This window comes from Sphingomonas sp. BK580 (genome assembly GCF_014194975.1).
Lineage (GTDB): Bacteria > Pseudomonadota > Alphaproteobacteria > Sphingomonadales > Sphingomonadaceae > Sphingomonas.
Genome location: NZ_JACIAY010000002.1, coordinates 376,804 through 402,161 on the forward strand (window position 1 = coordinate 376,804; position 25,358 = coordinate 402,161).

21 protein-coding genes are annotated in these 25,358 nt (G+C 71.9%); 8 read left to right on the forward strand and 13 right to left on the reverse strand.

Annotation, left to right across the window (positions count from 1 at the left end; translation table 11 throughout):
* Window positions 1-15: 15 nt before the first annotated feature.
* The 8 genes from accD to FHY05_RS05060 form a co-directional block, all read right to left on the reverse strand.
* Window positions 16-879, reverse strand: a complete 864-nt coding sequence (accD, locus tag FHY05_RS05025) for an acetyl-CoA carboxylase, carboxyltransferase subunit beta (protein ID WP_183943285.1) — start codon at window positions 877-879, stop codon at window positions 16-18.
* Window positions 876-1,685, reverse strand: coding sequence for a tryptophan synthase subunit alpha (trpA, locus tag FHY05_RS05030; protein WP_183943286.1), 810 nt, complete (start codon window positions 1,683-1,685; stop codon window positions 876-878). Before trpA ends, accD begins: the two co-directional genes overlap by 4 nt.
* Window positions 1,682-2,941, reverse strand: a complete 1,260-nt coding sequence (gene trpB, locus FHY05_RS05035) for a tryptophan synthase subunit beta (protein ID WP_183943287.1) — start codon at window positions 2,939-2,941, stop codon at window positions 1,682-1,684. The genes trpA and trpB overlap by 4 nt, the downstream gene beginning before the upstream one ends.
* Window positions 2,938-3,576, reverse strand: a complete 639-nt coding sequence (locus tag FHY05_RS05040; protein ID WP_183943288.1) for a phosphoribosylanthranilate isomerase — start codon at window positions 3,574-3,576, stop codon at window positions 2,938-2,940. Before FHY05_RS05040 ends, trpB begins: the two co-directional genes overlap by 4 nt.
* A 331-nt stretch (window positions 3,577-3,907) precedes the next feature.
* Window positions 3,908-4,582 carry an orotidine-5'-phosphate decarboxylase gene (pyrF, locus tag FHY05_RS05045; RefSeq protein ID WP_183943289.1) on the reverse strand — a complete coding sequence of 225 codons (675 nt, stop codon included), beginning with the start codon at window positions 4,580-4,582 and terminating at the stop codon, window positions 3,908-3,910.
* Window positions 4,582-4,938 carry a lipopolysaccharide assembly protein LapA domain-containing protein gene (locus FHY05_RS05050; RefSeq protein ID WP_183943290.1) on the reverse strand — a complete coding sequence of 119 codons (357 nt, stop codon included), beginning with the start codon at window positions 4,936-4,938 and terminating at the stop codon, window positions 4,582-4,584. The genes pyrF and FHY05_RS05050 overlap by 1 nt, the downstream gene beginning before the upstream one ends.
* 345 nt (window positions 4,939-5,283) lie before the next feature.
* The gene (locus tag FHY05_RS05055) at window positions 5,284-7,587 is read right to left on the reverse strand and encodes a patatin-like protein (RefSeq protein WP_221191008.1); all 2,304 of its coding nucleotides are present in this window, start codon (window positions 7,585-7,587) and stop codon (window positions 5,284-5,286) included.
* Window positions 7,584-8,282, reverse strand: a complete 699-nt coding sequence (locus tag FHY05_RS05060) for an endonuclease/exonuclease/phosphatase family protein (RefSeq protein WP_183943291.1) — start codon at window positions 8,280-8,282, stop codon at window positions 7,584-7,586. The genes FHY05_RS05055 and FHY05_RS05060 overlap by 4 nt, the downstream gene beginning before the upstream one ends.
* Before the next feature lie 110 nt (window positions 8,283-8,392).
* Between FHY05_RS05060 and fliL the strand changes: the two genes are divergently transcribed.
* Window positions 8,393-8,881: a flagellar basal body-associated protein FliL gene (gene fliL / locus FHY05_RS05065; protein ID WP_183943292.1), complete on the forward strand. Its 489-nt coding sequence runs from the start codon at window positions 8,393-8,395 to the stop codon at window positions 8,879-8,881.
* Window positions 8,882-8,997: 116 nt separating this feature from the next.
* Window positions 8,998-9,192, forward strand: a complete 195-nt coding sequence (locus FHY05_RS05070; RefSeq protein WP_183943293.1) for a hypothetical protein — start codon at window positions 8,998-9,000, stop codon at window positions 9,190-9,192.
* Between the two features lie 651 nt (window positions 9,193-9,843).
* On the opposite strand, the gene FHY05_RS05075 is transcribed toward FHY05_RS05070, so the two are convergent.
* Both FHY05_RS05075 and FHY05_RS05080 read right to left on the reverse strand, forming a co-directional pair.
* Complete coding sequence (locus tag FHY05_RS05075; RefSeq protein ID WP_183943294.1) at window positions 9,844-10,248, reverse strand: PilZ domain-containing protein; 405 nt, start codon at window positions 10,246-10,248, stop codon at window positions 9,844-9,846.
* A gap of 1 nt (window position 10,249) precedes the next feature.
* Window positions 10,250-10,609, reverse strand: a complete 360-nt coding sequence (locus tag FHY05_RS05080) for a PilZ domain-containing protein (protein ID WP_183943295.1) — start codon at window positions 10,607-10,609, stop codon at window positions 10,250-10,252.
* Window positions 10,610-10,726: 117 nt separating this feature from the next.
* Here FHY05_RS05080 and FHY05_RS05085 point away from each other — a divergent pair, with 117 nt between their 5' ends.
* Entirely contained in the window at window positions 10,727-12,043 is a 1,317-nt protein-coding gene (locus FHY05_RS05085) for a chloride channel protein (protein WP_183943296.1), read from the forward strand.
* An 18-nt stretch (window positions 12,044-12,061) separates the two neighbouring features.
* On the opposite strand, the gene FHY05_RS05090 is transcribed toward FHY05_RS05085, so the two are convergent.
* The 3 genes from FHY05_RS05090 to mgrA all read right to left on the reverse strand — a co-directional run bounded on the left by FHY05_RS05090 (window position 12,062) and on the right by mgrA (window position 15,047).
* A complete protein-coding gene (locus tag FHY05_RS05090) occupies window positions 12,062-12,640 on the reverse strand; it encodes an alpha-ketoglutarate-dependent dioxygenase AlkB (protein ID WP_183943297.1) in 579 nt (192 codons plus the stop codon).
* A 222-nt stretch (window positions 12,641-12,862) separates the two neighbouring features.
* The gene (locus tag FHY05_RS05095) at window positions 12,863-13,867 is read right to left on the reverse strand and encodes an NAD(P)-dependent alcohol dehydrogenase (protein WP_183943298.1); all 1,005 of its coding nucleotides are present in this window, start codon (window positions 13,865-13,867) and stop codon (window positions 12,863-12,865) included.
* Between the two features lie 103 nt (window positions 13,868-13,970).
* On the reverse strand, window positions 13,971-15,047 hold the full coding sequence (gene mgrA / locus FHY05_RS05100) for an L-glyceraldehyde 3-phosphate reductase (RefSeq protein ID WP_183943299.1): 1,077 nt from the start codon (window positions 15,045-15,047) through the stop codon (window positions 13,971-13,973).
* Window positions 15,048-15,189: 142 nt separating this feature from the next.
* Between mgrA and FHY05_RS05105 the strand changes: the two genes are divergently transcribed.
* From FHY05_RS05105 to FHY05_RS05125, 5 genes are all read left to right on the forward strand, one after another.
* A complete protein-coding gene (locus FHY05_RS05105) occupies window positions 15,190-15,504 on the forward strand; it encodes a DUF485 domain-containing protein (RefSeq protein ID WP_183943300.1) in 315 nt (104 codons plus the stop codon).
* Window positions 15,501-17,126, forward strand: coding sequence for a cation acetate symporter (locus tag FHY05_RS05110; RefSeq protein ID WP_311732374.1), 1,626 nt, complete (start codon window positions 15,501-15,503; stop codon window positions 17,124-17,126). Before FHY05_RS05105 ends, FHY05_RS05110 begins: the two co-directional genes overlap by 4 nt.
* A gap of 119 nt (window positions 17,127-17,245) precedes the next feature.
* Window positions 17,246-18,223, forward strand: coding sequence for an SGNH/GDSL hydrolase family protein (locus FHY05_RS22405; RefSeq protein WP_183943301.1), 978 nt, complete (start codon window positions 17,246-17,248; stop codon window positions 18,221-18,223).
* A gap of 710 nt (window positions 18,224-18,933) precedes the next feature.
* The gene (locus tag FHY05_RS05120; protein ID WP_183943302.1) at window positions 18,934-21,078 is read left to right on the forward strand and encodes an endo-beta-N-acetylglucosaminidase; all 2,145 of its coding nucleotides are present in this window, start codon (window positions 18,934-18,936) and stop codon (window positions 21,076-21,078) included.
* Between the two features lie 59 nt (window positions 21,079-21,137).
* Window positions 21,138-24,011: a TonB-dependent receptor gene (locus FHY05_RS05125; RefSeq protein WP_183943303.1), complete on the forward strand. Its 2,874-nt coding sequence runs from the start codon at window positions 21,138-21,140 to the stop codon at window positions 24,009-24,011.
* Window positions 24,012-25,358: the final 1,347 nt, after the last annotated feature.

Below are 25,358 nucleotides of genomic sequence, written 5' to 3' on the forward strand. Positions count from 1 at the left end.
CGGGGACGCGTCGCCTCAGGCGGCGCGGCGCTCGCCGCAGAGGTAGCCGATCACGGTGGCGAGCCGGTCGCGCAGCTCGCGGCGGTGGACCACCATGTCGATCAGCCCGTGCTCCAGATAATATTCGCTGGTCTGGAAGTCCTCGGGCAGCTTCTCGCGGATCGTGTTCTCGATCACGCGGCGGCCGGTGAAGGCGAGCGTCGCCTTGGGCTCGGCGATCTGCACGTCGCCCAGCATCGCATAGGCCGCCATCACGCCGCCCGAGGTCGGATCGGTCAGCACGACGATATAGGGCAGGCCGGCGTCGTGGAGCAGCTGGATCGCCACCGTGCTGCGCGGCATCTGCATCAGGCTGAGGATACCCTCCTGCATGCGCGCGCCGCCGCTGGCGGTGAAGACGATGAAGGGCGCGCGGTCCTTGATCGCGGCCTCGACGCCCTGGACGAACGCCTCGCCGACCGCCTGGCCCATCGAGCCGCCCATGAAGGCGAAGTCCTGCACCCCGATCACGACGCGCTGGCCGTGGATCGTGCCGCGCGCGTTGACGAAGGCGTCCTGCTCGCCGGTGCTCGCGCGCGCCGCCTTGAGCCGGTCGGCGTAGCGCTTCGAGTCGCGGAACTTGAGCGGGTCCTCGGCGGCGCGCGGCGGCGCCAGCACCTCGGCGCTGCCGTCGTCGAGCAGGTAGGCGAAGCGCTCTCTCGGCCCGATGCGCTCGTGGTGGTCGCAGTTCGGGCAGACGAACTGGTTCTCCTCCAGCTCCTTGTTGAACACCATCGTGCCGCAGCCCTTGCACTTGTGCCAGAGCGTGTCGGCCGCCTGGGTCTTGGCGCCGGGCACGAAGCCGCCGATCGCGTTGCGGACGTTGCTGAGCCAGCTCATGCGGTCATCTCTCTTGCCTCCGCGGTGGCCGCCACGGCCGCCGCGAGCGATTGGACATAGGCGGTGACAGGCGCCGCCGCGGCCGCGCCGTGCTGCGCGACCAGCTCGACGATCGCCGAGCCGACCACCACGCCGTCGGCGACGCGCGCGATCGCGCCCGCCTGCTCGGGGGTGCGCACGCCGAAGCCGACCGCGACGGGCAGGGCGGTCGCCGCCTTGAGCCGCGCCACCGCCTCCTCGATCGACGCCTGCACCGCCTGCTGCTTGCCGGTGATGCCCGCGACCGAGACGTAGTAGAGGAAGCCGTCCGCGCCCGCGAGCACCTCGCCGATGCGCTCTCCGACGGTGGTCGGCGTGGCGAGCCGGATCATCGCCACGCCGGCGTCGCGCAGCGCCGGGCCGAGCGCCTCGTCCTCTTCGGCGGGGACGTCGACGCAGATCACGCCGTCCACGCCCACGTCGCGCGCCGCGGCGGCGAACCACTCGGGGCCGCGCCGCAGCATCGGGTTGGCATAGCCCATCAGCACCAGGGGCACCTGCGGGTGGCGCGCGCGGAAATCGGTCGCGATCCGCAGGATGTCGGCGGTGCGCGTACCCGCGGCGAGCGAGCGGATGTTGGCCGCCTGGATCGCGGGGCCGTCCGCCATCGGGTCGGTGAAGGGCATGCCGAGCTCGATCACGTCGGCGCCGCCAGCGACCAAAGCGTCGAGGATCGCCGGCGTCGCGGCCGCGTCGGGGTCGCCCGCGGTGACGAAGCACACGAGCGCGGCCCGGCCCTTGGCGAAGGCGTCGGACAGCCGCGTCACATGCTCACTCCCAGCGCCGCGGCGACGGTGAAGATGTCCTTGTCGCCGCGCCCGCACAGGTTGGCGAGGATGATGCGGTCGGCCGGCATCTGCTTGGCGCGCTGCGCCACCGCGGCGATCGCGTGCGACGGCTCGAGCGCGGGGATGATGCCCTCGGTGCGGCACAGCAGCTGGAACGCGTCGAGCGCCTCCTGGTCGGTCACCGCGGTATACTCGACCCGGCCGATGTCCTTGAGCCAGGCGTGCTCGGGGCCGATGCCGGGATAGTCGAGCCCGGCCGAGATCGAGTGCGCCTCGGCGATCTGCCCGTCCTCGTCCTGGAGCAGATAGGTCTTGTTGCCGTGGAGCACGCCGGGGAAGCCGCCCGCGAGGCTGGCGGCATGCTTCGCCTCCAGCCCCTCGCCCGCGGCCTCGACGCCGAGCATCGCGACGTCATCGTCGAGGAAGGGGTGGAACAGGCCGATCGCGTTCGACCCGCCGCCGATCGCGGCGACCAGCAGGTCGGGCAGGCGACCGGTGCGGTCGAGCAATTGCGCGCGCGCCTCGCGCCCGATCACGCTCTGGAAGTCGCGCACCAGCTCGGGGTAGGGGTGCGGGCCGGCGGCGGTGCCGATGATGTAGAAGGTGTCGTGGACGTTGGCGACCCAGTCGCGCAGCGCCTCGTTCATCGCGTCCTTGAGCGTGCGCGCGCCGCTCTCCACCGCGCGCACCTCGGCGCCGAGCAGCTTCATGCGGAACACGTTGGGCTGCTGCCGCTCGACGTCCTTGGCGCCCATGTAGATCACGCAGGGCAGGCCGAAGCGCGCGCACACCGTGGCGGTGGCGACGCCGTGCTGGCCCGCGCCGGTCTCGGCGATGATCCGCGTCTTGCCCATGCGGATCGCGAGCAGGATCTGGCCGATGCAGTTGTTGATCTTGTGCGCGCCGGTGTGGTTGAGCTCGTCGCGCTTGAACCACACCTGCGCGCCCATGCCGTGATCGGCGCTCTGGCGCAGCGTCTCAGTCAGCCGCTCGGCATAATAGAGCGGCGAGGGCCGGCCGACATAATGTTCGAGCAGGTCGTCGAACTGCGCCTTGAACGCCGGGTCCTGCCGCGCCGAGCGGTAGGCGCGGTCGAGCTCGAGGATCAGCGGCATCAGCGTTTCGGCGACGTAGCGGCCGCCGTAATCGCCGAAATGGCCGCGCGTGTCGGGCTGCTGGCGCAGGCTGTTGGCGCGCGCCGCGGGATCGAGAGCGGGGGAGAGCGTGTCGGTCATAGCTGGGCGACCCGTTGCAGGAAGGCGGTGATCTTGTCCACGTCCTTGGCGCCGGGGGCGCGCTCCACGCCGGAGGAGACGTCGACCAGCCGAGCGCCGGTGCGCGCCGCCGCCGCGGCGACGTTGCCCGCATCGAGCCCGCCCGACAGCGCCCAGGGGAGCGGGTGGCGCGCGCCGTCGAGCAGCCGCCAATCGAAACGCACGCCCATGCCGCCGGGCAGGGCGGCGTCGTCGGGGGTCTTGGCGTCGTAGAGCAGCCGGTCGGCGGCGCCGGCGTAGGCGGGGGCTCCGGCGAGGTCGGCGGCGGTCTTCACCGCGAGCGCCACCCAGGTCTCCACGGCCGCGGTCCGGCGCAGCGCGGCGGCGCGCGCGGGCGTCACCTTGTGGAGCTGGATCGCGTCCAGCCGCGCCGCGGCGACCGCCTCCGCCACGAGCGACTCCGCCGGATCGACGAAGACGCCGACGCGCCGCGCGCGGTCGCCGGTCCGCGCCGCGAGCGCGGCGGCCTGGTCGAAGGCGAGGTGGCGCGGCGAGGGCGGGAAGAAGACGAATCCGACATGGCTCGCGCCGCCGGCGAGCGCGGCGTCGAGCGTGTCGGGCGCGGAGAGGCCGCAGATCTTGGCGGTGATGGGCATGAAGGACTCGAGCGATGGAGGCGGCGACATAGGGCCGGCCGGACGGGATTGCCACGTGGTGGCGGGCAACAAGACGGCCGGGTCACCGCCGGCGAGCTTCGCGTGGCGGCGGCGCCCGCCTCCGGGGTCGTCCCGGACGTCCGCATCCGTCGTCCCCAACGTCCTCAACCGTCATCCCGGACTTGCTCCGGGATCGGCTCTTCCGCGAGCGTTACGCCTGCAGGAGGTGCGGCACGGTGGGTCCCGGACCAAGCCCGGGACGACGGCAGGCGTGGGCGAGGGCAGGTCTCGCGCCAAGGCAGCGGCGGGTCGTGGCGCCGCGGTCGCAGTCCTACAGCGTCGCGGCGATCGCGCGCGCGGCGGCGTCGGGGTCCTCGGCCTGGGTGATCGGGCGGCCGATCACCAGGATCGAGGCGCCGTCGTCGGCGGCCCGGCGCGGCGTCACGACCCGCTTCTGGTCGCCGGCCGCGCCGTCCGCGGGGCGTACGCCGGGCACCACGAAGAAGCCGTCCCACCACGCCGCCCTGGCCGCGCGCACCTCGGCGCCCGAGCAGACGATCCCGTCGAGTCCGGCGGCGCGCGCCAGCTCGGCGAGCCGCAGCACGTGGTCGTGCGCGCTGCCCGCCACGCCGGTGTCGGCGAGGTCGCGCTCGTCCAGGCTGGTCAGCATCGTCACCGCGACCACCTTGGTGTCGGGGTGCGCCGCCGCCTTGGCGTCCTCCAGCATCGCGCGGCCGCCGGCGGCGTGGACGGTCAGCACCGCGGGCGCGAGCGGCGCGAGCGACTGCACCGCCTTGGCGACGGTGTTGGGGATGTCGTGGAGCTTGAGGTCGAGGAAGACGGGAAGGCCGACCTCCTCGAGCGCGCGCACCCCGGCGGGGCCGTTGGCGCAGAAGAACTCGAGCCCGAGCTTGATCCCGCCGACATGGTGGCGGACCTTGCCGGCGAGCGCCTGCGCGCGGGCGAGATCGGGCGTGTCGAGCGCGACATAGACGCGGCTGCTCATCACGCGACTCCCGGCGGCACGGCGGTGGGGATCGCGGCGGGGGGCGGCGGCGTGACCGGGACCGCGGTGCCCGGCGCGGCCGGCTCACCCGCGCGCGCGGCGGCGAGCGCTCGCTCGGTCTCGAGCGACCGCTCCGCGGCGGTGAGCCGCTGGCGCAGGCGGAAGCGCAGCCAGTGCTGGTAGACGAGCGTCGGCACGAAGCCGAGCAGGAAGGTGGTGAGCAGCAGCAGCGGCAGGTTCACCTCCGCCACGAGGCCGCCGAACAGCTGGATCGAGACGTTGGTCCAGTTGCCGAAGGTGAACACCGCGGCGAGGAACGCCATCAGGCACCAGAACAGGAGCTTCAGGAACTGCATCGCGGCACGCTAGGCGGCGCGTCCCGAATTTACCAGTGCGCGGTGGCGCGCCGCGGCGGCACGGAATGGGACGAGCGCGGCCCGGAACGGGGAGGGGACGGTGTGAGTACCCTCACAACGGCATCGACGCTTCGGTGAAGCGCTTCCTCGAACGTTCGTCGTTCCCGGCTCCCCTTCGTCACCCCCGGCCGGGCGGGGATCTGTACACGCTGACGCCTCCCTTCTTGCCGCCACCTCTGCGCGTCTGGATCTCCGCCGTCGCGGGGATGACGAGAGAGAGCGGTGAGGACGACAGCGCGAGCAACCATCCGGGGCAGGGAGGGCACGTCGCCGCGTCCCCGCCCGTCACCCCAGCTCGCGCCGCAGCGCCGCCACCAGCCCGGGCGCGTGCGTCAGTCGCGCCTCCTCCTCGTCGAGGATGGCGCGGAAGGCGGCGCGCTTGATCGCGGCGACACGCCCCAGGCGCAGCCGCGTCGCCGGGGGCAGCGTGGAGACGGTGATGTCGATCATCCGCTCGGCGCCGTGCAGTCGCCCCCAGAGATAGTCGTTCTCGCGATAGGCACGGCTGAAGAAGGCGCCGAAGCTGTTGAACTGGATGCCTTTCAGCGTCGCCGCCGCGCCACCGGAGCGGATCGAGCGGGCGTCGTCGGGCGAGACGCGGTCGACCTTGATCGGATCGAACTCGTCGAGCCCCTCGCCCTGGAGCAGCGGCAGCGTCGCCACGTCGACGAAGGGGAAGCCGAGATAGTTGAGCAGCATCGGCCGCCGCACCTCGCGCGGCACCGCGGCCAGCGCCGCGGCCATGCGCGCGTCGGTGGCGGCGTCGCGCGCGGTGAGGTCGAGCGAGGCGCCGAAGGCGTCGAGCAGCGGCGCGGCGTCGTCGCGCAGCGCGCGCACCTCGCGCCGCAGTGCCGCGTGCGTGTCGGTGCGCTTGGCGGCGAGATAGTCGGTGAGCGAGTCGTAGATCGCGTCGCGCAGCGGCTGAAGCGCCGCGGCGCTCGCCTCATGCTCCAACTCGCCCAGACGCCGCGCGAGCAGCCGCAGCCGGCGCACGCGGAAGTTGAGGTCGAAGGTGCGCAGGAAGGCGACCATCGCCTCGCTGGCGCCGCCGGCATAGACCGCGTCGGCGCCGAGCCCGCGCGCGGCGAGCGCGGCGTCGAGCCGCTGGCGCGTGCGGCTCCACCGCTGCGCGCCGGGCGCGCCGCCGACGGCGTGGAGCAAGGCGGCGACGAACTCGACCACCCCCGCCGCCTTGAGCTGGCCGTAGCCGACATAGCTGAAGCCGGCGCGCTCGGCCGCGGCCTCCTGCGCGCGGCGGCGCCATGCCACCAGCCGCGCCGGGGTGGGGCGGTCGAGGAAGAAGGTGCGCCCGAACAAGCCCTCGATCGCGGCGTCAACTTGCGGCCGGATCGCCTCGGTGATCGCGCGCATCCGCTCGATCCGGCGCGAGCGCTCGGCCAGCGCCTCGAGATTGTCGCGGATCGGCTGCTGGCGCGGCAGCTCGCTGATCGCGCCGAGGATCGTCTGGAAGAAGCCGGGCGGCCCGGCGCTCCCCGCGCCGAGCGTCAGCTTGTGGCCGGGCGAGGGGTCGACGTAGACGAAGCGGCGGTCGATCTCGCGCCTCGCCGGGCGCTCGCGCAGCGCGTCGATCGCGGGGCGGAACGGGGCGTTGGCGAGCACCGAGCCGTCGATCAGCACCGCGCGCTCGGCGGCGCGCGCGGCGGCGTGGCGCGGCAGCACGCGCTCGAGGAAATCGCGTCGCCCCGGCCAGCGCCGCCGCCGCGCGCGCAGCACGCGGTCCAGCTCGGCCACCGTGAAAGGCGGGAAGGCGCCGGGGAAGCTCGAGGTGGCGCGCGCGGCGAAGGCGAGCTCGGGGACGGCGGCGAGCGTGTCGAGCGCGACGCCGTGGTCGCTGAACGGCAGCACCAGCCGGTGCTCGGTCTCCATCACCTCAGGCGGCGAGTGGAGCTGGAGCCGCTCTGGGTGGCCGCCGAAGTCGGTGACGGTGACGAACAGGTCGAGCGGCTGGCCCGGCGGCAGCAGCCGCGGCCCGCGCGGCGCCGCCGCCATCGCCTCGAACGCGTCGAGCAGCATCGCGGTGAAGCCCTCGCCCGAGAAGGGCGGCTCGAACCAGCGCGAGCGCACGAAATGCGAGAGCTTGGCGCGCACCTCGTCGCGGGTCGCCTCGTCGAGCGTCTCGAGCTGGTCGGCGCTGCGCCCCGCCGCCATCCAGGCGAGCGGCAGTGCCCAGACCTTGGAGAAGCGCGAGGCGGGCGCGGCGTCGGCGTCGATCAGCCGCTCGACGTCGGCGCCGTCGAGCCACAGGTCGGTGAGCGGGTCGAGCGACTGGCCGCTCGCGATCGCCTGCGCCAGGAACACGCCGTTGATCCCGCCCGCGCTCGCGCCCGCGACGATGTCGGGCAGCACGCGCACGCGCCAGCCCGCGCTCTCCTCGATCTCGTCGAGCAAAGCGCGATAGACGCGCGCGCTGGCACCGTCGCAGGGCGCGTCGTCGCGCGCGGCCCGGCTGGCGCGGGCGAGATGCCACACCTCCTTGACGATGCCGTGCATGTAGACCGCCAGGCTGATCCCGCCGTAGCAGACGAGCGCGAGCCGCAGCTCCTTCTCGCGCACCGCGGCCTGGCTCATGCGGCGACGATCTCGGCCCAGATCGGCAGGTGGTCCGAGGCGACCCGCGCCGCGGGCGACTGGTGGACGCCGCAGGCGGTCACGCGCAGGGCACGCGACACCATGATTCGGTCGAGCCGCGCGATCGGGCGGCGGGCGTGGAAGCTCGGCCCGGTCTCGGCGAAGTGGAAGTCGCGCGCGAAGTCGCTGAGGCAGCCCGAGGCGCGGCTCCACTCGTTGAGATCGCCCATCATCACCGTCGCCGGACCAGGGGCACGGTGCGCCGCGTGCTGGAGGATCGCCGCCGCCTGCCGCCGCCGCCACAGGCCCGAGAGATCGAGGTGCATGCCGATCACGCGCACCGCCTCGCCCCCGACCGCGACATCGACGCTGACCGCGCCGCGCGGCTCGAGCGCGGGCAGGTGGAGCTGCTGGCAGTCGAGGATCGTCGCCGTCTTGCGCACCAGCAGCGCGTTGCCGTGCCAGCCCATGCTGGTCGCGCGCATGCCGAGCCCGACCGAGCGCCAGTCGCTGTGCTCCTCGAGCAGGTGCGGGGTGAGCACCGCGGCGCGCTGGCCGAAGCGGCGGTCGGCCTCCTGCAGCGCCACCACGTCGGCGTCGATCTCGCGCAGGACCTGGAGGATCCGCTCGGGGTTGCGGCGCCGGTCGGTGCCGATCGCCTTGCGGATGTTGTAGCTGGCGACCTTGAGCCTCATCGCACGCGTAACGAGTCGGCCCGCCCCGCGGTTGCAGGCGCGGGCGTCGCTTAGCGCGACGGTAATCACCTCGCGCTACGATGCGCGCCGAGGCAGCGGGTGGACGCGGGATGAAGCGAGGGATCAGGCTGGCGCTGGTGCCGGTGGCGGCGGTGCTGGTAATCGGGCTGGGCGCGGCCGGCGGCGTGGTGCTGTCGCGCGACGGCGTCGCCGCCGCCGTCGAGTCGGACGTGCGCGCGGACTCGGCGACAATCGCCCCGGCGGTCCTGCCGGTGCAGTTCTACGCCTTCGACCCGCCGCTGACGGTCAACGTCAAGGACACCGACGCGGTGCTGCAGGCGGGCGTGTCGGTGAGCACGCGCGACCCGAAGGTGCTCGACGCGCTGCGGCGCGACGATCCGGCGCTGCGCTCGGCGATGATCCTCGCCTTCGGCGACGCCAGCGAGGCGGCCGATATGACGGACGCGGGCAAGCAGCAGCTGCTCGGCACGATCACGGGCGCGGTCAACCGCCAGCTCGCCGCCGACGGCTACGTCGGTCACGTCGACGCCGCCTATTTCACCGACTTCATCGTGCAGGGCGGCAGCGACGACCAGTGACGGGCGCGCGACGCGTCGTGGAACGGTGCGACGCCCGGCCGGTTTGTGACACTTCGATGGCGCACGCGGGTGCGCTGCGGGCGGCGCCGCGCGCCGCGACGAACCGGAGAGTGAGGGTGAGCGCCAGAGTCTGCACCAGCGTGCCGCTGGTCGCCGCGCGCGACGGCGTGGTGGTCATCGAGTCGAGCTGCGGCCGCTCGTTCGAGGTCAGCGCCGAGGTCGCGATGCAGATGAGTGAGCATCTCATCCGCAGCGCCGCGCGCGCGCGCGGACAGCATCGCATGGCCGAGGAGCGCACCGAGGGAGCATAGCGTCGCACCAGGCGCGAGCCGCCTCGCCCAGCGAGAGGGTGTCGGCTCCCCCGGCGACATGCGTCGCGGCCCTCGGCCGTAGCGGTCGCGGCCGGACTCCCTTCTTCTGCGAGAGCAACGTCGGCGTCCTGCGCGGCGCCATGGATCGCGTCGAGCCGTCGATGACGCGTCGCCCGGGTCGTCTCTCGCGACGACGATGCGCTGCGTCCGTCCTCAGATCTCCGCGAGAGCGACGCTGGGCCGCGCGCTCGCGCCGGTCGATCACGGAACGGGTCCGGGGTGACCGGGAGTGCGGCGTTCGAGCCGCGGGCCGTCCGCCGGAACGCCGGCGCGAGACCAACGCGATCGCGCCGCTCACCCTAGCGCAAGCGTAATGTTCTCAATATGTTCTGTCCTACATCGCCGGCCCGCGCTATGGCTGAGCGCGTGGAAGGAGATGCCCGATGATCCTGCTCGACGCTCCGCTGATCACCGCGATGGCCGCGGTGATCGGCAGCCTGGCCGCGTTGGTCTGGTCCTGCCGCCGCCGGCCGTGACGACGATCAGCTGAGTCGCGCTGCTGCCCAGCCGGGCCGTGGTCCGCGACCTCATGATGGTACGAGACTGAGCTCCTGCGTCCGCGGGAGCGCCCCTTCACCGATTGCCCGTGCCTCAGCGGTCGTAGGCGCCGCGGATATGGCCGAGCCAGCCGGCGTTGCCGAGCGGTTCCTCGCGCGGGCGGGTCGGCGCGCTCGGCCGGGCGACGAAGGTCTTGGCGCGCGCGTCGTCGGGATTGATCGGCTGGGCGAAGCGGAGCCCGGCGGCGCCCTGCTCGACCCAGACCACCGTCGCGCCCACCGCGGCGAGCGACCCCACCGTCACCAGCACGGTCGCGCCGCGCTGCAGCCGCTCCGCCTGATCGACCCGCACGCCCGTGGTCGAGAGGTCGCGGACGCGATGGCGAGTCGCGCCGCCCTGACCGAAGCGCTCGATCAGCGCCCCCAGCATCACGCGATGGCGCTCGGCGCGCGGCTGATGCTCGCGCCCGACCGAGTCGCTGCCGAGCGGCGCGCTCATCTCAGATGTCCTCGAAGCCGTCGTCGCGCGGCGTGTCGCCCGACAGCAGCGCGATCACCGCGTGCGGCAGGCGCTGCTCGAAGCGGATGCCCGCCTCGCCGTCGTCGCACCACGCCACCGTGCCGACCAGGGTCTCGAGCCCGCCGATGCGCAGCCACACGCGTTGCGCCGCCTTGAGCGCGACACCGCGCAGCCGGCAGCCACGATTGGAGACGTCGACCACCTGGACCGGCTCGCTCTCGCCCAGGAAAAGGCGCAGGCTGCCCTCGAGCGCGGTCGGCAGGCGCAGCTCGCGGCGGTTGTCGCTCCACGACGCCGCCTCCAGCCACACGTCGTCGCCGCCTGCGCTCAGTTGCTCCACGTCACGTCCACCTGCCTCGCACGATGATCCGCTTATCGCGCACTAGGCTTAACAGGCCGTAACGCGCGCGTCGCGGCCGGCGCTGGCCTTTTCGGCGCGGCGTATTAGGAGCGGGGCGTGACCGAACCGCGCTCCTCCGCCGCCGGCCAGCGCCGGTGGACCGCCCGCCGTTACCGCGCGCTGCTCCGTGCGCAGGGGCCACGCTCGGTGCGATTCCGCACGCGGCTGGCGATCCTCACCGGCGCGGTCGCGATCGGAGTCGCCGCCACCTTGTTCGCGCTCGCCGCCGACGCCACGGGCGAACTTTTCGCGGACTATGCGCGGCGCTACCGCTACGCGCCGCTGCTCACCACGCCGCTGCTCTTCGCCGCCCTGGTATGGGTGACCCGGCGCTGGGTGCCGCTCGCGCGCGGGTCGGGGATCCCGCAGGTGATCGTGGCGCAGCAGGATCCGGAGCGCGCCACCGGCTCGCTGGTGTCGATCCGCACCGTGGCGGGCAAGACGCTGCTGACGCTCGCCGCGCTGCTCGGCGGCGCCTCGACCGGGCGCGAGGGGCCGACCGTGCAGATCGCCGCGGCGGTGATGGGGCTGAGCCACCGGCTGCTCCGCGTGCCGCTGCGCGGCGCGGTGCTGATCGCGGGCGGCGCGGCGGGCGTGGCGGCGGCGTTCAACACGCCGCTCGCCGGGCTGCTGTTCGCGATCGAGGAGCTCGCCTCCGCCTATGAGCAGCGGGTGACGCTGCTGGTGATCGCGGCGATCGTCATCGCGGGCATGGTCGCCCAGTCGGTGCAGGGCGATTACGTCTATTTCGGCGTGATCGGCGCGCATCTGGCGCTCGGCCCGGCGCTGCTCGCGGTGCCGGTCGCCGGGATCGCGGGTGGGCTGAGCGGGGGGCTGTTCGCGCGGCTGATGCTGGCGCTCGCCACGGGTCGCGGCCGGCTGACCGCCTGGTCGAAGCAGCGCCCGGTCGCCTTCGCGGCGCTCTGCGGCGTGGTGGTCGGTGGGCTGGGCGTGACGACCGGGCTGACCTGGGGCACCGGCTATCAGGCGGCGCGCGCGATGATCGTCGGCGTCGACGCACCTCTGTGGTTCGGCCCGGCCAAGTTCCTGGCCACGCTGGCGACCGCGGTGGCCGGGCTGCCCGGCGGCATCTTCGCGCCGTCGCTCGCGGTGGGCGCCGGGCTGGGCAACCTGCTGCGCCCGCTGTTCCCGGACACGCCCGCCTCGGCGATCGTGATCCTCGGCATGGTCGGCTATTTCGCCGGCGTGGTGCGCGCGCCGCTGACCGCGGTGATCATCCTCTCCGAGACGACCGCGAGCCGCGGGCTGATGCTGCCGATGTTCGCCGCCGCCTTCCTCGCGGACGGGGCGAGCAGCCTGGTGTGTCGCGAGAAGCTGTACCACGGCCTGGCGCGCACCTTCGCGCGGCCCTGAGCCCGCTCGATATGCGGCTCAGTCGCCCACGGCGGCGCGCCCGCGCTCCGACAGGCTGCGCAGCGTGATCGACCAGCGCGTCGCCGCCATCGCGGCGATGCTGTGCTCCCAGTCGTAGCGCGCCTCGCCATTGAGATGGTAGAGCCCGCGCGGCGGCAGCGGTGCGGTGCGGCGCTCGAACCGCTCGCCCCTGCGGCGACGGAATCGCATCGCCGCGGGCGCGCCGAGCGAGACGCCGACGACGTGGTCGAAGTGCGGCCGGTCGCGATGCCAGCCGATCCCCGCGCCGGGATCGTAGCGGATCAGCAGCGCCTGCTCGAGCGTGCCCGCCGCGAGCCCGAGTGCCGTCTCGGCGCGGTCGCGCACCGTCGCGAGCCACGGCGGCGGCGGGTCGGTGCGCGCCAGCGCGGCGCGGTCGAAATCATAGTGGATGCCGAAGCTGTGCGTCAGCCGCTTGCCGAGCCAGCCCTGGAAGCGGAAGGGCGCGAGCGCGAGCGAGTCGATCCGCTCAATCAGGCCGCGCTCCTCGTCGGCCTCGACGAAGTCGGCGACGCTGCACAGGCCGGTGAGCAGCGGCAGGTCGAAGAGGTCGTCCATCGGGCGCTCGCATAAGCGAGAGGCCGCCCCTCGCGGGACGGCCTCTCCATTGTCGGCCGGGGCCGGCAGTGTGTCAGGCGGCGGCGTGCCCCGCAGAAGCGATCATGCCTGCGCCCTGTGCCGATACCGGCTTGTGACAATGAGACATTCGATCACCTCCTTCCCGTTGTTGACGATGACGCGGAGATGGTTGTTTTCGCTCGCCTTTCAAGTGGTGCACGATCACCACTCGACGCCGATCTTGCCGAAATGGCCGGCCGACTGCTGGAAGCGGAAGGCGTCGGGCAGCCGCTCGAGCGGGAAGCGACGGTCGATCACCGGACGGATGCCGGTCGCCTCGATCGCGCGCACGAACGCCTGCTGTTGGCGGCGCGAGCCGACGATCAGCCCCTGCAACCGCGCCTGCTTGCCCATCAGCGCCGCGGTCGGCACGTCGCCAGTCACCCCGGCGACGGTGCCGATGAGCGCGATCTGACCGCCGACCCGCACCGCCTCGATCGACTGGGTCAGCGTGCCGGCACCGCCGAGCTCGAGCACGTGATCGACCCCGCCGCCGCTCCAGTCACGCACCGCGCGGCCCCAGTCCTGGACCTCGCGATAGTTGACGACATGGTCGGCGCCGAGGTCGCGCGCGCGCTCCAGCTTCTCGCCCGCGGAGGAGGTGACGATCGCGGTCGCGCCCATCGCCTTGGCGATCTGCAGCCCCCAGATCGCGACGCCGCCGGTGCCGAGCAACAGCACCGTGTCGCCCGCCTTGAGCGCGCCGTCGCCGACCAGCGCGCGCCAGGCGGTGAGCCCCGCGGTGGTGATCGCCGCCGCCTCGACCGCGTCATAGCCCCTGGGCGCGCGCGTGAAGGCGGTGGCGGGGCGGACGACGGCCGCGGTGGCGTGGCCGTCGATGCCGTCGCCGGGCGTGCGGCGGAAGTCGCCGACCGTCGGCTCGCCGTCCTGCCAGTCGGGGAAGAAGCAGGAGACGACCGCGTCGCCGACCTGGAACTCGGTGACGCCCTCGCCGATCGCCTCGACCGTGCCCCCGCCGTCGGCCAGCGCGATCACGCGGTCGCCCGCCGGCATGCGCCCGCAGACCACGCCGAGGTCGTGGTAGTTGAGCGAGCTGCCGTGCAACGCCACGCGGATCTCGCCGCGGCCGGGCGCGCCCGGGTCGGCGCGCTCGGTGAAGCCGAGGGTGTCGAGGGTAGGCGGGGCGCCGATCGTCATGGCCTTCATGTCGGGTCCTTCATGCTTCGCTTCTCGGATGAGCGGGCGGCGATGTCGTGTCGCCGCGCGAGCGTTCAAGCGCCGCCGCGCGTGCCTTCACGAGTCGCTACGCTCAGGCGGGCACGCCCTGCGCCGCGGGGAGCTCGACGATGTCGGACGATTCCGCCCACAGGTTGATGCCGCCGTCGCGCGCGAGCGAGTCGATCCGCGCCAGCTCGTCCGCGGCAAAGTCGAGCCGCTTCACCGCGTCGAGCGAGTCGTCGAGCTGCTCGACCGTGCGCGCGCCGATCAGCGCCGAGCTGACGCGCGGGTCGCGCAGCACCCAGGCGATCGCCATCTGCGCCAGCGTCTGCCCGCGCGCCGCGGCGATCGCGTTCAGGTCGCGGATCGCGGCGAGGTTCTGCTCGCTCAGCAGCGAATGGCCGAGCGAGCCGCCGCGCGCGGCGCGCGCGCCCTCGGGCACGCCGTCGAGATACTTGTCGGTCAGCATGCCCTGCGCCAGCGGCGAGAAGGCGATGCAGCCGGTGCCGAGCGACTCCAGCGTATCGAGCAGCCCGCGCTCGATCCAGCGGTTGAGGATCGAGTAGCTCGGCTGGTGGATGAACAGCGGCACCTTCTCGTCGGCCAGGATCGCCGCGGCGCGCGCGGTCAGGCCGGGCTCATAGGAGGAGATCCCGACGTACAGCGCCTTGCCCTGACGGTGCAGCTGCACCAGCGCCCCCATCGTCTCCTCCAGCGGCGTGTTCGGGTCCACCCGGTGGGAGTAGAAGATATCGACATAGTCGAGCCCCATGCGGCGCAGGCTCTGGTCGCAGCTGGCGATGAGATATTTCCGCGACGAGCCCACGTCGCCGTACGGCCCGGGCCACATGTCCCAGCCCGCCTTGGTCGAGACGATGAGCTCGTCGCGATGTGCCGCGAAGTCGGTCGCGAGCACGCGCCCGAACGCCTCCTCGGCCGAGCCGTAGGGCGGGCCATAATTGTTGGCGAGGTCGAAGTGGGTGACGCCGCGGTCGAAGGCGCGGCGCAGGATCGCGCGGCCGGTCTCGAACACGTCGCTCCCGCCGAAATTCTGCCACAGGCCGAGGCTGATCGCGGGCAGGCGCAGCCCGCTGCGGCCGACGCGGCGGTACGGCATGCGGCCATCATAGCGTGCGGGATCAGCGACATAGGGGGCAGGGAAGGGCATGCGACGGCTCCGTGACGACCGGGTAATGACGCCCCAACGTCCGTCGACGCGGGGCGGTCCCGCCGGACACGGCGACACGCGATCACCGCTCGCCAAACCGTCGCGAGCCTCTATGATCCGCTGGCGAAGGGGAGAGGCGAGGATGAAGCAGGGCGAGGCCGCGCTCGAGCGGCTGGCGGAGGACCCGCGCTACCGGCGGCTGGTGCGGCGCCGCGGGCGGCTCGGGCTGGCGCTGACCGCGGTGATGCTCGTCGCCTATCTCGGCTTCGTGCTGCTGGTCGCCTTCGACAAGCCGCTGCTCGCGCGGTCGCTGGCGGGCGGGGCGACCTCGCTGGGCATCCCGCTCGGGCTGGGCGTGATCCTGCTCGCGATCGCGCTGACCGGCATCTACGTGTACCGCGCCAACCGCGAGTTCGACGCCGAGCTCGCCGCGATCGTCGCCGAGGCGCGGCGGTGACCGGCGCGGGCGGCGGCACCGGATGGCCCGCGCTGGCGATGTTCGGCTGCTTCGTGCTGCTGACGCTCGCGATCACGCGCTGGGCGGCGCGGCGGACGCGCACCGCCGCCGACTTCTACGCCGCCGGCGGCGGCATCACCGGCTTCCAGAACGGCCTGGCGATCGCGGGCGACTTCATGTCGGCGGCGTCGTTCCTCGGCATCTCGGCGCAGATCTTCGCCGACGGCTATGACGGGCTGATCTACTCGATCGGCTTCCTGGTCGGATGGCCGATCGTGCTGTTCCTGATGGCGGAGCGGCTGCGCAACCTGGGCCGCTTCACCTTCGCCGACGTGACCTCGTTCCGCTTCGCGCAGACGCCGGTGCGGACGCTGGCGGCACTGTCGACGCTGCTGGTCGTGCTGTTCTACCTGATCGCGCAGATGGTCGGGGCGGGGCAGCTGATCCGGCTGCTGTTCGGCCTACCTTATCCTTACGCGGTGGCGATCGTCGGCGTGATGATGACGCTGTACGTGCTGTTCGGCGGCATGCTCGCGACCACCTGGGTGCAGATCGTCAAGGCGGTGCTGCTGCTCGGCGCGGCGAGCTTCATGGCGGCGGCGGTGCTGTGGCAGTTCGGCTCGCCCGAGGCGCTGTTCGCGCGCGCGGTGCAGGCCAAGGCCGCCGCCGCCGCGGCCAAGGGCGCCACGCCCCCCGAGGCGCTGGCCGCGGGTCGCGCGATCATGGGGCCGGGCGGCTTCATCAAGGACCCGGTCTCGGCGATCTCGCTCGGGCTCGCGCTGATGTTTGGCACCGCCGGGCTGCCGCACATCCTGATGCGCTTCTTCACCGTGCCCGACGCGCGCGCGGCGCGCACCTCGGTGCTGTGGGCGACGGGGTGGATCGGCTATTTCTACCTGCTGACCTTCGTGATCGGCTTCGGCGCGATCGTGCTGGTCGGCACCGACCCGCGCTACCTCGACGCCGCGGGCGCGCTGCGCGGCGGCGGCAACATGGCCGCGGTGCACCTCGCGCACGCGATCGGGGGCGACCTGTTCCTCGGCTTCGTCTCGGCGGTGGCGTTCGCGACCATCCTCGCGGTGGTCGCCGGGCTGACGCTCTCGGGCGCCTCGGCGGTGAGCCACGACCTCTACGCCAGCGTCTTCCGTCGCGGCCGCGCCGACCAGGCGGCGGAGCTGCGCGTCTCGCGCGTGACCGTCGTGGTGCTCGCGCTGGTCGCGATCGCGCTGGGCATCCTGTTCGAGAAGCAGAACGTCGCCTTCATGGTCAGCCTGGCGTTCGCGATGGCGGCCTCGGCCAACTTCCCGGTCCTGCTGCTGTCATTGCTGTGGCGTGGCTGCACCACGCGCGGCGTGGTCGCGGGCGGGGCGGTCGGGCTGGCGCTCGCGCTCGGACTGACCATCCTGTCGCCCGCGATCTGGGTGGCGGTGCTGGGGCACGCCGCGGCGATCTTCCCGTACGGCTCGCCCGCGCTCTTCTCGATGCCCGCGGCGTTCGCGACGATCTGGCTCGTCTCGCGGCTGGATCGCAGCGGACGCGCGGCGGTGGACCGCGCCGGCTATGTCGCGCAGCGAGTCCGGTCAGAGACGGGCATCGGCGCCACGGGGGCCAGCGGTCACTGATCCGACCGGACCGGCGGCAAAGAATCTTTACATAGCGTTAACCACCCCTAGTCAGATCATCGTTTCTGCGGCACGGTCCATCGCGTGGTGCGCCATGTCGGCGACTAGGGAGACCTACGATGAAGAAATGGACCTTGGCGCTCGGCGCGCTGGGGCTGCTCGCGGCGCTGCCGGCGAGTGCGGACCGGAGCACGGCGCAGTTCACTTCGGTGACGGTGTTTGGTGACAGTCTGGTCGATGCCGGGAACCTCTATATCGCCAACGGCGGCACCCGCCCCGACCCGAGCCAGGGCTATTTCCAGAACCGCTTCACCGACGGCTTCGACTATCCCGACCTGATCTCCCTCAAGCTCTTCGGCGCGCCAACCAAGCCCTCGCTCGCCGGTGGCAGCAACTACGCGTTCGGCGGCGCGCGCGTGGTCGATACCGGCGACGCCATCCCCGACCTCGGCGCGCAGCTCAGCACCTTCGCCGCCTCGGGCAAGCCGGTCGATCCGAACGGCCTGTACATCCTCAACTTCGGCGGAAACGACGTGTTCGGCGCCGAGGGCGTGTTCGGCCAGGTCGGTGCGATCGGCAACTACCCCGACGTGAGCAGCTACCTCGAGGCGGCGGCCAACCAATATGTCGCGGGGATCAAGGCGCTCAACGACCGCGGCGCGCGCAACATCCTGTTCACCGATTTTCCGAACGCGATCGATCCGCTGACCGTCGAGGCCAACGGCTACCTGCGCACCGCCTTGAGCGGGCTGAGCGTCAGCGCCGGCACCGACCTGTACTTCTACAGCCTCAGCGACTTCAACCTGCGCGTGCTGCAGCATCCCGACCAGTTCGGGCTGCCGCCGCTGCGCGCCGACACCAGCTGCGTCGCGGCGAACGCGCAGGCGAGCGGATGCAAAGGGTTCTTCTCCTTCGACGGCGTCCACGTCACCGGCGCGGTACAGGCCGCCGGCTTCCGCGACATGGACCAGCGCTTCGGTCTGACCAGTGCGGTGCCCGAGCCCTCGGTCTGGGCGATGCTGATCCTGGGGTTCGGCCTGGTCGGCGCGACGTTGCGGCTCGGCCGGCGCCGCCGCGCCGCCGACACGACAGCCTGACATCGGGCCACCTCTCGCTCGCGACCGACACGCCGGCGTACCAGAGAGCTCGTCCCGGCCCCGCCGGGACGACGTCGGCGCGGCGCGAGCCGATGCCAGCGGCTCCGAACGGGATGGCAGATGTCGCCGTAGCGCCGCCGCAGGGAGCGGTGCCGTAGATCCGTCCGAGGTCGCTGGGCGCCGTGGGGGGAGAACAGCTCGCTGCCCGTCACCGCGCCGAGGTCGCCGCTGACCCGGGCGCGCTGGATCGTCCGCTCGGACGGCGCCGCGCCCATGCGCAACTCGCATCCGTCATGATAAGACCGAGCGGCTCCCCCTTGTCAGTTGTCTTCAGGGACGTCCGCGACCGCCTGCTCTCGTCTGTACGCAGCATCGGTCGAAAATAACCGAACGCATGGCCGCGAGCGGTGCGGCCTCTTCCTACCATAGGCTCAGTTCGATCGAGCACGTCCTGCCCGGCAGCGCGTCAGCGCGGTGCCGAACGGTGGAGGGGCGGCCGGAGGGGATGACGGGCGATGGGAGACACGTGCTCGAGCGGCGCTGACGACGTGCCCGGCGGCGGGGGCACGCGGGCGGTCGCGCGCCGCGAGGTCGTCGTCGCTGGCCTGGCCCTCCTCGCCAGCGCGAGCAGCGCCGCGCTCCTCTCCGGCTGCGACGGCGGTGATAGCGCGGCCGCTCGTGCGGAAGCGGGTGGGACAGGGGTGAGATCGATGAGCGCCGGTCCGGTGCTCATCGACGCCGCGTCCGGGGTGGCGCCGATCCTGCCGCTGTTGCCCGGCGGCACGGCGGACGCCTTCGAGCGGCTGATGGCCTATGATCCGGCGACCGACCGCGATGCGGTGTACTTCCGCTCGGCCGTGCCGCTCGCGCCGCGGATCACGCCCTTCGCCGCGACCCAGGCGCACCCGCGGCTCGACCCGCGCGCGGGCGCCGCGACGCTCGCCACCACCAACCGGACGATCGCGCCCGGTGCCGCCGACGTCTGGCGGGCGGTGCGGCACGCGGCCACGCCGGCCGGCGGCGTGCAGGTGTCGCGCCGCCTCGGCGTACACGACATCGTGGTGCAGTGGAGCGGTACCGGGATCGTTCCCAACCCGGCGCTGACCGACGCGGCGCATCGCAACGGCGCGCTCTGCCTGGGCACGATCTGGCAGCCTGACGCGCGCCTGTTCGACGGCAGCGTCGTGCCGGCCGAGCAGGTCGCGGAGAAGCTCGTCGGGCTGGCGCGATACTTCGGCTTCGACGGCTTTTTCGTCAATCATGAGCTCGGCGCCGCGCAGACCAAGACGCTGGTCGCGGGGCTGATGGCGGCGATGCATGCGGCCGCGCGGCGGGCGCGTCTCGCCCCCTTCCACCTCCAGCACTACGACGGACACGGCGACCTCAGGGACCTGTTCGCGCCGGACGCGAGCGGCGCGCCGGCCGCCGACACCGTGATGGTCGACCAGGGCTGGAGCGGCTACAACGGACCCGGCGGCTGCTGCTCCAGCTGGCCGGCCGACCCGACGACGCTCGCCGCGGGGGCGAGTGCTTACCGCCGTGCCCCCGAGCACGTCTTCTTCGGATTGCAGCTCTATCCCGGGCCGGGCTTCATCGGCGCCGCGGCGCCGCGCGTGATCAGCCCGGACGGGGGCACCGCGCGCGGCGGCGGGCTCCAGCTCTACTCGGTCGACGACGGCTGCCTCAACCTGTGGCGCGCGCGCCAGGCGGGGCGCGGCGCGGCCTTCCTCGACGACGGCGTCGACGTCGCCACAGTCGAGCGGCTGGTCTACAGCGGCCAGACGCAGAACCCGGCGCTGTCCAACGCGCCGAGCGCCGCGCAGCAGGCGGTGTATGAGAGCGGCCGGCTCAGCTGGGGCGGCACCACCTTCTACCATCTGTCCGAATGGGCGACGACCGACGGCGCGCCGGCGCGCTTTCGCCCCGACCAGGCCGATCTGCCGATCACCTACGGCGTGGCCAACTTCATCGCCGAGCGCTCGGTGATCGGCGCGGCGCCATTCGTCACGCACTTCAACGAGGGCGAGGGGCGGGCCTTCTTCGTCGAGGGCCGGCGCGTCGCCGACGCCGCCTGGTTCAACCTCGGCATCCAGGACGTGCTGCCGACCTGGCAATGGTGGCGCGCCCCGTTCGACGGGCTGACCGATCGCGCTGCCGCGGCGCCGGGGCTGCTCGAGGTCGGGCTCGATCAGGCGACCGCCTACGACGGCGGCTCGTCGCTGCGCGTGCACGGCCTGCTCGGCGCCGGCGCGGCGACGCGGGTCCATCTGTTCAAGAGCGACATCGCGGTGGCGGGCGCGACGGCGGTCGAGGTTGTGACGCTCGCCAGCGCGGCGGACCGCGCGCGCACTCGCCTCGGCCTGATCTTCGCCGACCGGCCGGACCAGCCGGAGTGGCGGCCGCTGCCGCCCGGCCGGCCGGCCGCGGGCGAGGGCGGCTGGACGCTCAGCCGGCTCGGACTCGCCCGCTTCGTCGGCCGCCGCGTGGCCTGCATCCTCCTCGGGTTCGAGCCCGGCGAGGGCGGCGCCACCCCGCTCGACCTGCGCGTCGGCCGCCTCGCGATCACCGGCCAGGAAGATCGGGCGCTCGCGGCGCCGCGCGGGCTGCGGCTCGACCGCCGCGTCACCGACGCCGCGACCGGCGCGATCGGGCTGGGGCTGCGCTGGGACGATGACGGCCGCTTCGACGTCTTCCACGTCGACTCGCGGGGCGGCGGGCGCCGCTGGCTCGGGCGCATCGACGGCCGGTGCTTCTACGGCCCGGCCGCGCTGCCGGCGGGGACGGCGTCGGCGCTCGTCGAGGTCCAGGCGATCGACGGCGCGCAGCGCGGCGGCGCGGCGCTGCTTCGCGTCTGATCCCGGCGAGCCGCGGCCCACGCGCGACGGGCAACCACAATCGAGAGGGGGAAAACGACATGACCATCATGCCGCGGCTCGCGCTTCTGGCGAGCGTTTCGACGCTGACCCTGCTGTCGCCCGCGGCCGCGGCGCAGCAGCCCGCCGCCCCGGCGACCACCTCGGCGGCGGACGTCTCACCTTCCTCGCAGGGCGACGAGACGGGCGCGCAGGAGATCGTCGTCACCGGCATCCGCGCCAGCCTCGCCTCGGCGCTCTCCGCCAAGCGGCGCGCCGCCAACGTGATCGACAGCATCTCCGCCGAGGACGCGGGCAAGTTCCCCGAGGTGAACGTCGCCGAGTCGCTCCAGCGCGTGCCCGGCGTGCAGGTGGTGCGCGGCTTCGGCCTGGGGCAGCAGATCGCCGCGCGCGGGCTCGGGCCCGACTTCACCAACGTGCTGCTCGACGGCCGCACGCTGCCGTCGGACACCGGCGCCTGGTCGGCCGACGGCGGCGGGCGCGGGCGCAGCTTCAACTTCGACGTGCTGCCCGCCGACATGATCTCGCGCATCGACGTCAACAAGACGATGCTGCCGAGCCTCACCGAGGGCGGCATCGGCGCCACCGTCAACATCCTCACCCCGCGCCCGCTGACGATCGGCAGGAGCTATGGCGCGCTCTCGCTCAGCGGCATGGTCGTGGAGCGCGTCCACACCGTCCGCCCGAATGTCAGCGGCCTGTATTCCTGGGTCAATCCGGCCAAGACCGTGGGCGTGCTGGTGTCCGGTTCCTACGCGGACTTCCGCATGTCGGGCGATTATGCCCGCATCAACCAATGGGACGCCGCCGCCTTCAACGTCGTCCGCGGCAGCGTGACCGCACCGGTGACCACGTCGGAGCAGCTCAACGCCCCGCGGCAGGCGAGCTACGGTGTCTATGACGGCGGCACCAGGCGCTCGTTCGGCAGCCTCGCGCTCCAGGTCGCGCCGGGCGACCGACTGACGCTGAGCGCCGACGGCTTCTATTCGCGGCTCGACCAGAAGATCGGCGATTCGATCGTCAACCTCGTGTTCGGCAACACGATCATCGATCCGACCGTCGATCGGAACGGCATCGTCACCGCGGGCCGCTATCCCGGCCAGGCCTTCCTGAGCGCGCCCGCGGTCGCCGCCGCGCTCGCGGGGAGCAAGGTGGCGCAGCCGCAGGATCTCTCGGTGATCCGGTCGCGCGACCGGCTCGCCGAGAGCTATGACCTCGGTGCCAACGCGGTGTGGCGGCCGAGCGACGCCCTGACCGTCACCGCCGACCTCTCCCATGGCCGCGCCACCGGTGACAAGCGCTTCGACCCCTATGTGCTGATCGGCAACACCGCCGCGAACGACGTCCGCTATGCCTTCCGGGACGGCAACCCGCAGGTCGCGACGAGCGACCCGGTGTTCACCGATCCGGCGCGCATCCGGCTCGGCTACTCGGGCAACTGGGGCGAGACGATCGTCGATCGCCTCACCGAGGGACAGCTGAGCGCGCGCTGGCGCCCGAGCGGGTCGCCGATCGCGATCAGCGTCGGCGCGGACTATCAGGACCGCACCAAGGGGCAGGACAATTACAGCTCGCGCTCCGACCCCTACGACACGCTGACCTTCCCGGTCGACCCGTCGCTGCTGCGGCCGATGACCCTGGGGAACGACTTCCTGCGCGGCGCGGTGCGGCCGCCGAGCCGCCAGTTTTTCGGCTATGATCCGCGCCGGCTGATCGCGTGGCTGTCGCAGCCGGCGCAGCTCGACCGGCGCGGCCAGTACAGCAGCAGCTACCTGCCGACGCGCGCCGCCGACGGGACGACCAACTGCACCGGCGATTGCGCGCTGATCGAGTCCGACCCGAAGATGCCGGGCGGCCCGCTGGCGCTGGTGTACGATCCGGGCGGCAGCTTCGCGACGCGCGAGCGGGTCGCCGCCGGCTATGCCGACGCGACGCTGTCGACGGGCGTGCTGTCGGGCAATGTCGGCGCGCGCGTCGTCCGTGTCGACACGGAGTCGCGCGGTTACGGCGCCACCGTCACCGGGATCGTGCTGCCGCAGGGCGGAAACACCTACGTGTTCACCTATTCGGCCGCGGGTCCGCAGGCCCGGGCGGCGCGCTATGCGGCGGTGCTGCCGTCGGGCAATCTGACTCTCGAGATCACGCCAGAGCTGCTGCTGCGTGGCGCGGTCGGACGAGCGCTGAGCCGCGCCGATCTCAACGACCTGCGCTACGGCGAGTCGTGGGGCGGGCAGGCTGGTTGGCTGACGCTGGCGCTCGGCAACCCGGCGCTCAAGCCCCAGTTCGCGACCAACTACGACCTGTCGCTCGAATATTACGTGTCGAAGGTGAGCTACGTCGCGGTGGCGGGGTTCCGCAAGGATCTCGCCGACCTGTTCCAGTCGCGCACGATCCAGGCGACGCTGCCGCTCGCGCCCGAGCGCGTGTTCGTCACCCAGACCGTCAATCGCGCGCGCGGGCGCGTCGACGGCATCGAGGTGGCGGCGCAATATACGCTCGACGATCGCTTCGGCTGGCTCTCCGGCCTGGGTGCGAGCGCCAATTACACGCGTGTCACCGCCAGGACACTCGGCGACGCCGGCGCGTGCGGCTTCACCGGCATCTCACCCGACTCGTACAATGCGAGCGGCTTCTACGACGATGGCCGGCTCGAGCTGCGCGCCTCGTACAATTGGCGCTCGCGCTGGACGATGGCATGCGACTGGAACGGTCCCGGAGTCGATCAGGTCCATGCCGCCTACGGTCAGGTCGACGTGGCGCTGCGCTACGATCTCGATCCGTCGTTCCAGCTGTTCGCCGACGTCACGAACCTGGGCGACGCCGACAGCCTGATCTACGGCGGGGTGGCAACGCGCTTCATCGACCGCAGCCTCAACTATCGCCGGGTCAACGCCGGTGCGCGGCTCCGCTTCTGACGTTGGGATCGCTCCGTCCACCGGCGCGCACATGCGCCGGCCTGCGACGGCCGTTCGCCTGGCCGCCTTTGCGGCCGGGTGTGGCAGGTGAACGCCGGCAGGGCCTGCCTCTGCCGGCGTTCACCTGCCCTGGCTGACGGCAGCGCAGATGACACAGGCCTCGAGTGGTCTTGTCGGCGAAGCACGACGAGAAATGCGACCGGACGGGGCCGTGGTGCCGGTTGCAGCTATGGGATCGACATCAATCCTCGTGCTGACGATGATTTTCATAGAACGTTCGCGCAAGTACCCTAGATATCGCCACAACAGCTGCATGAGACGCTCGTTAGAACTCGATCGGATTACGGACGCAGCGACCGGCTCCGATCGTGAAGTCGCACGTTCATCGCCGCGTCGGTTCCCGCTGGTTCCGCACCGGCATCGCGACATGTTCGCCGCGTGACTTCTTGAGCCCGTGAGGGTTTTGACCATTCGACGCGGTCAGCTCGTCGCGGGAAAGCGCCGCGGCGGATTGAAGTGCAGCGACGACCGGACGCGCCTGGAAGATAACTGACCGATGGGGACTGCAGTTGCCGTTGCGGCGGCAAAATGGATGCGCAATTCTAGCAATTGTTGCGACGATGGCGCTGGATCACCCGTCCCTGCTGGCATGTTGGCCGGTCGCCCGCGCGATCGACACAGTCAGTAGCAATCGAGGTGAGTTGTCATCGTCGAACATCGCCCAGCAAATCTTCGCACAACCTATTACCTGGCTCAACTGGCTCTTTGCAGTAGGCGCATGCGTCATTCGGCCTGTTCTGATCCATCGCGTCGACCCAAGGTTCGGGAGCGAAGAGCATTTCGCGAAGAAGCTCTCTCGGCAACTCTTAACGGCGCTTATCACTCGTCTTCGTCAGCATCGTTCGAGAATCCATCGAACCCGAAAACCCGTCGGTTTCGGGAGATTAGGACAGGGTGTCTCCGATAATCTAACCGCTCGATCTCGGAGGTGCACACCTCGATCTCGTAGGTGTTGTTCCCGCTACTGGCAAAGCCCTGACACCCGTCGTCAGTGACGCAGCGACCCGTTTCGAATCGGTTTCAGATTTCAGTGTCGGTATCTCGGATGACGCGTATTGCTCGACATGCAGCGCAGGCGAGCAGGTGGTAGGTCAGCAGTTTACGTTCTGTCCTCAAGCATCGTGAAATCTATATATTTTGTTGTATGCGATAGCAGTGGTGAAAGCATAAACTAAGTAGACGCCGGTTTATCTTAGACATTAATAATGGTATCTGCTGGGGGCACCGTTTTCAGCGAAACTTTAATATATCTGAGTATGACTCTGTTTGTCTGCTATCCTCCCACAC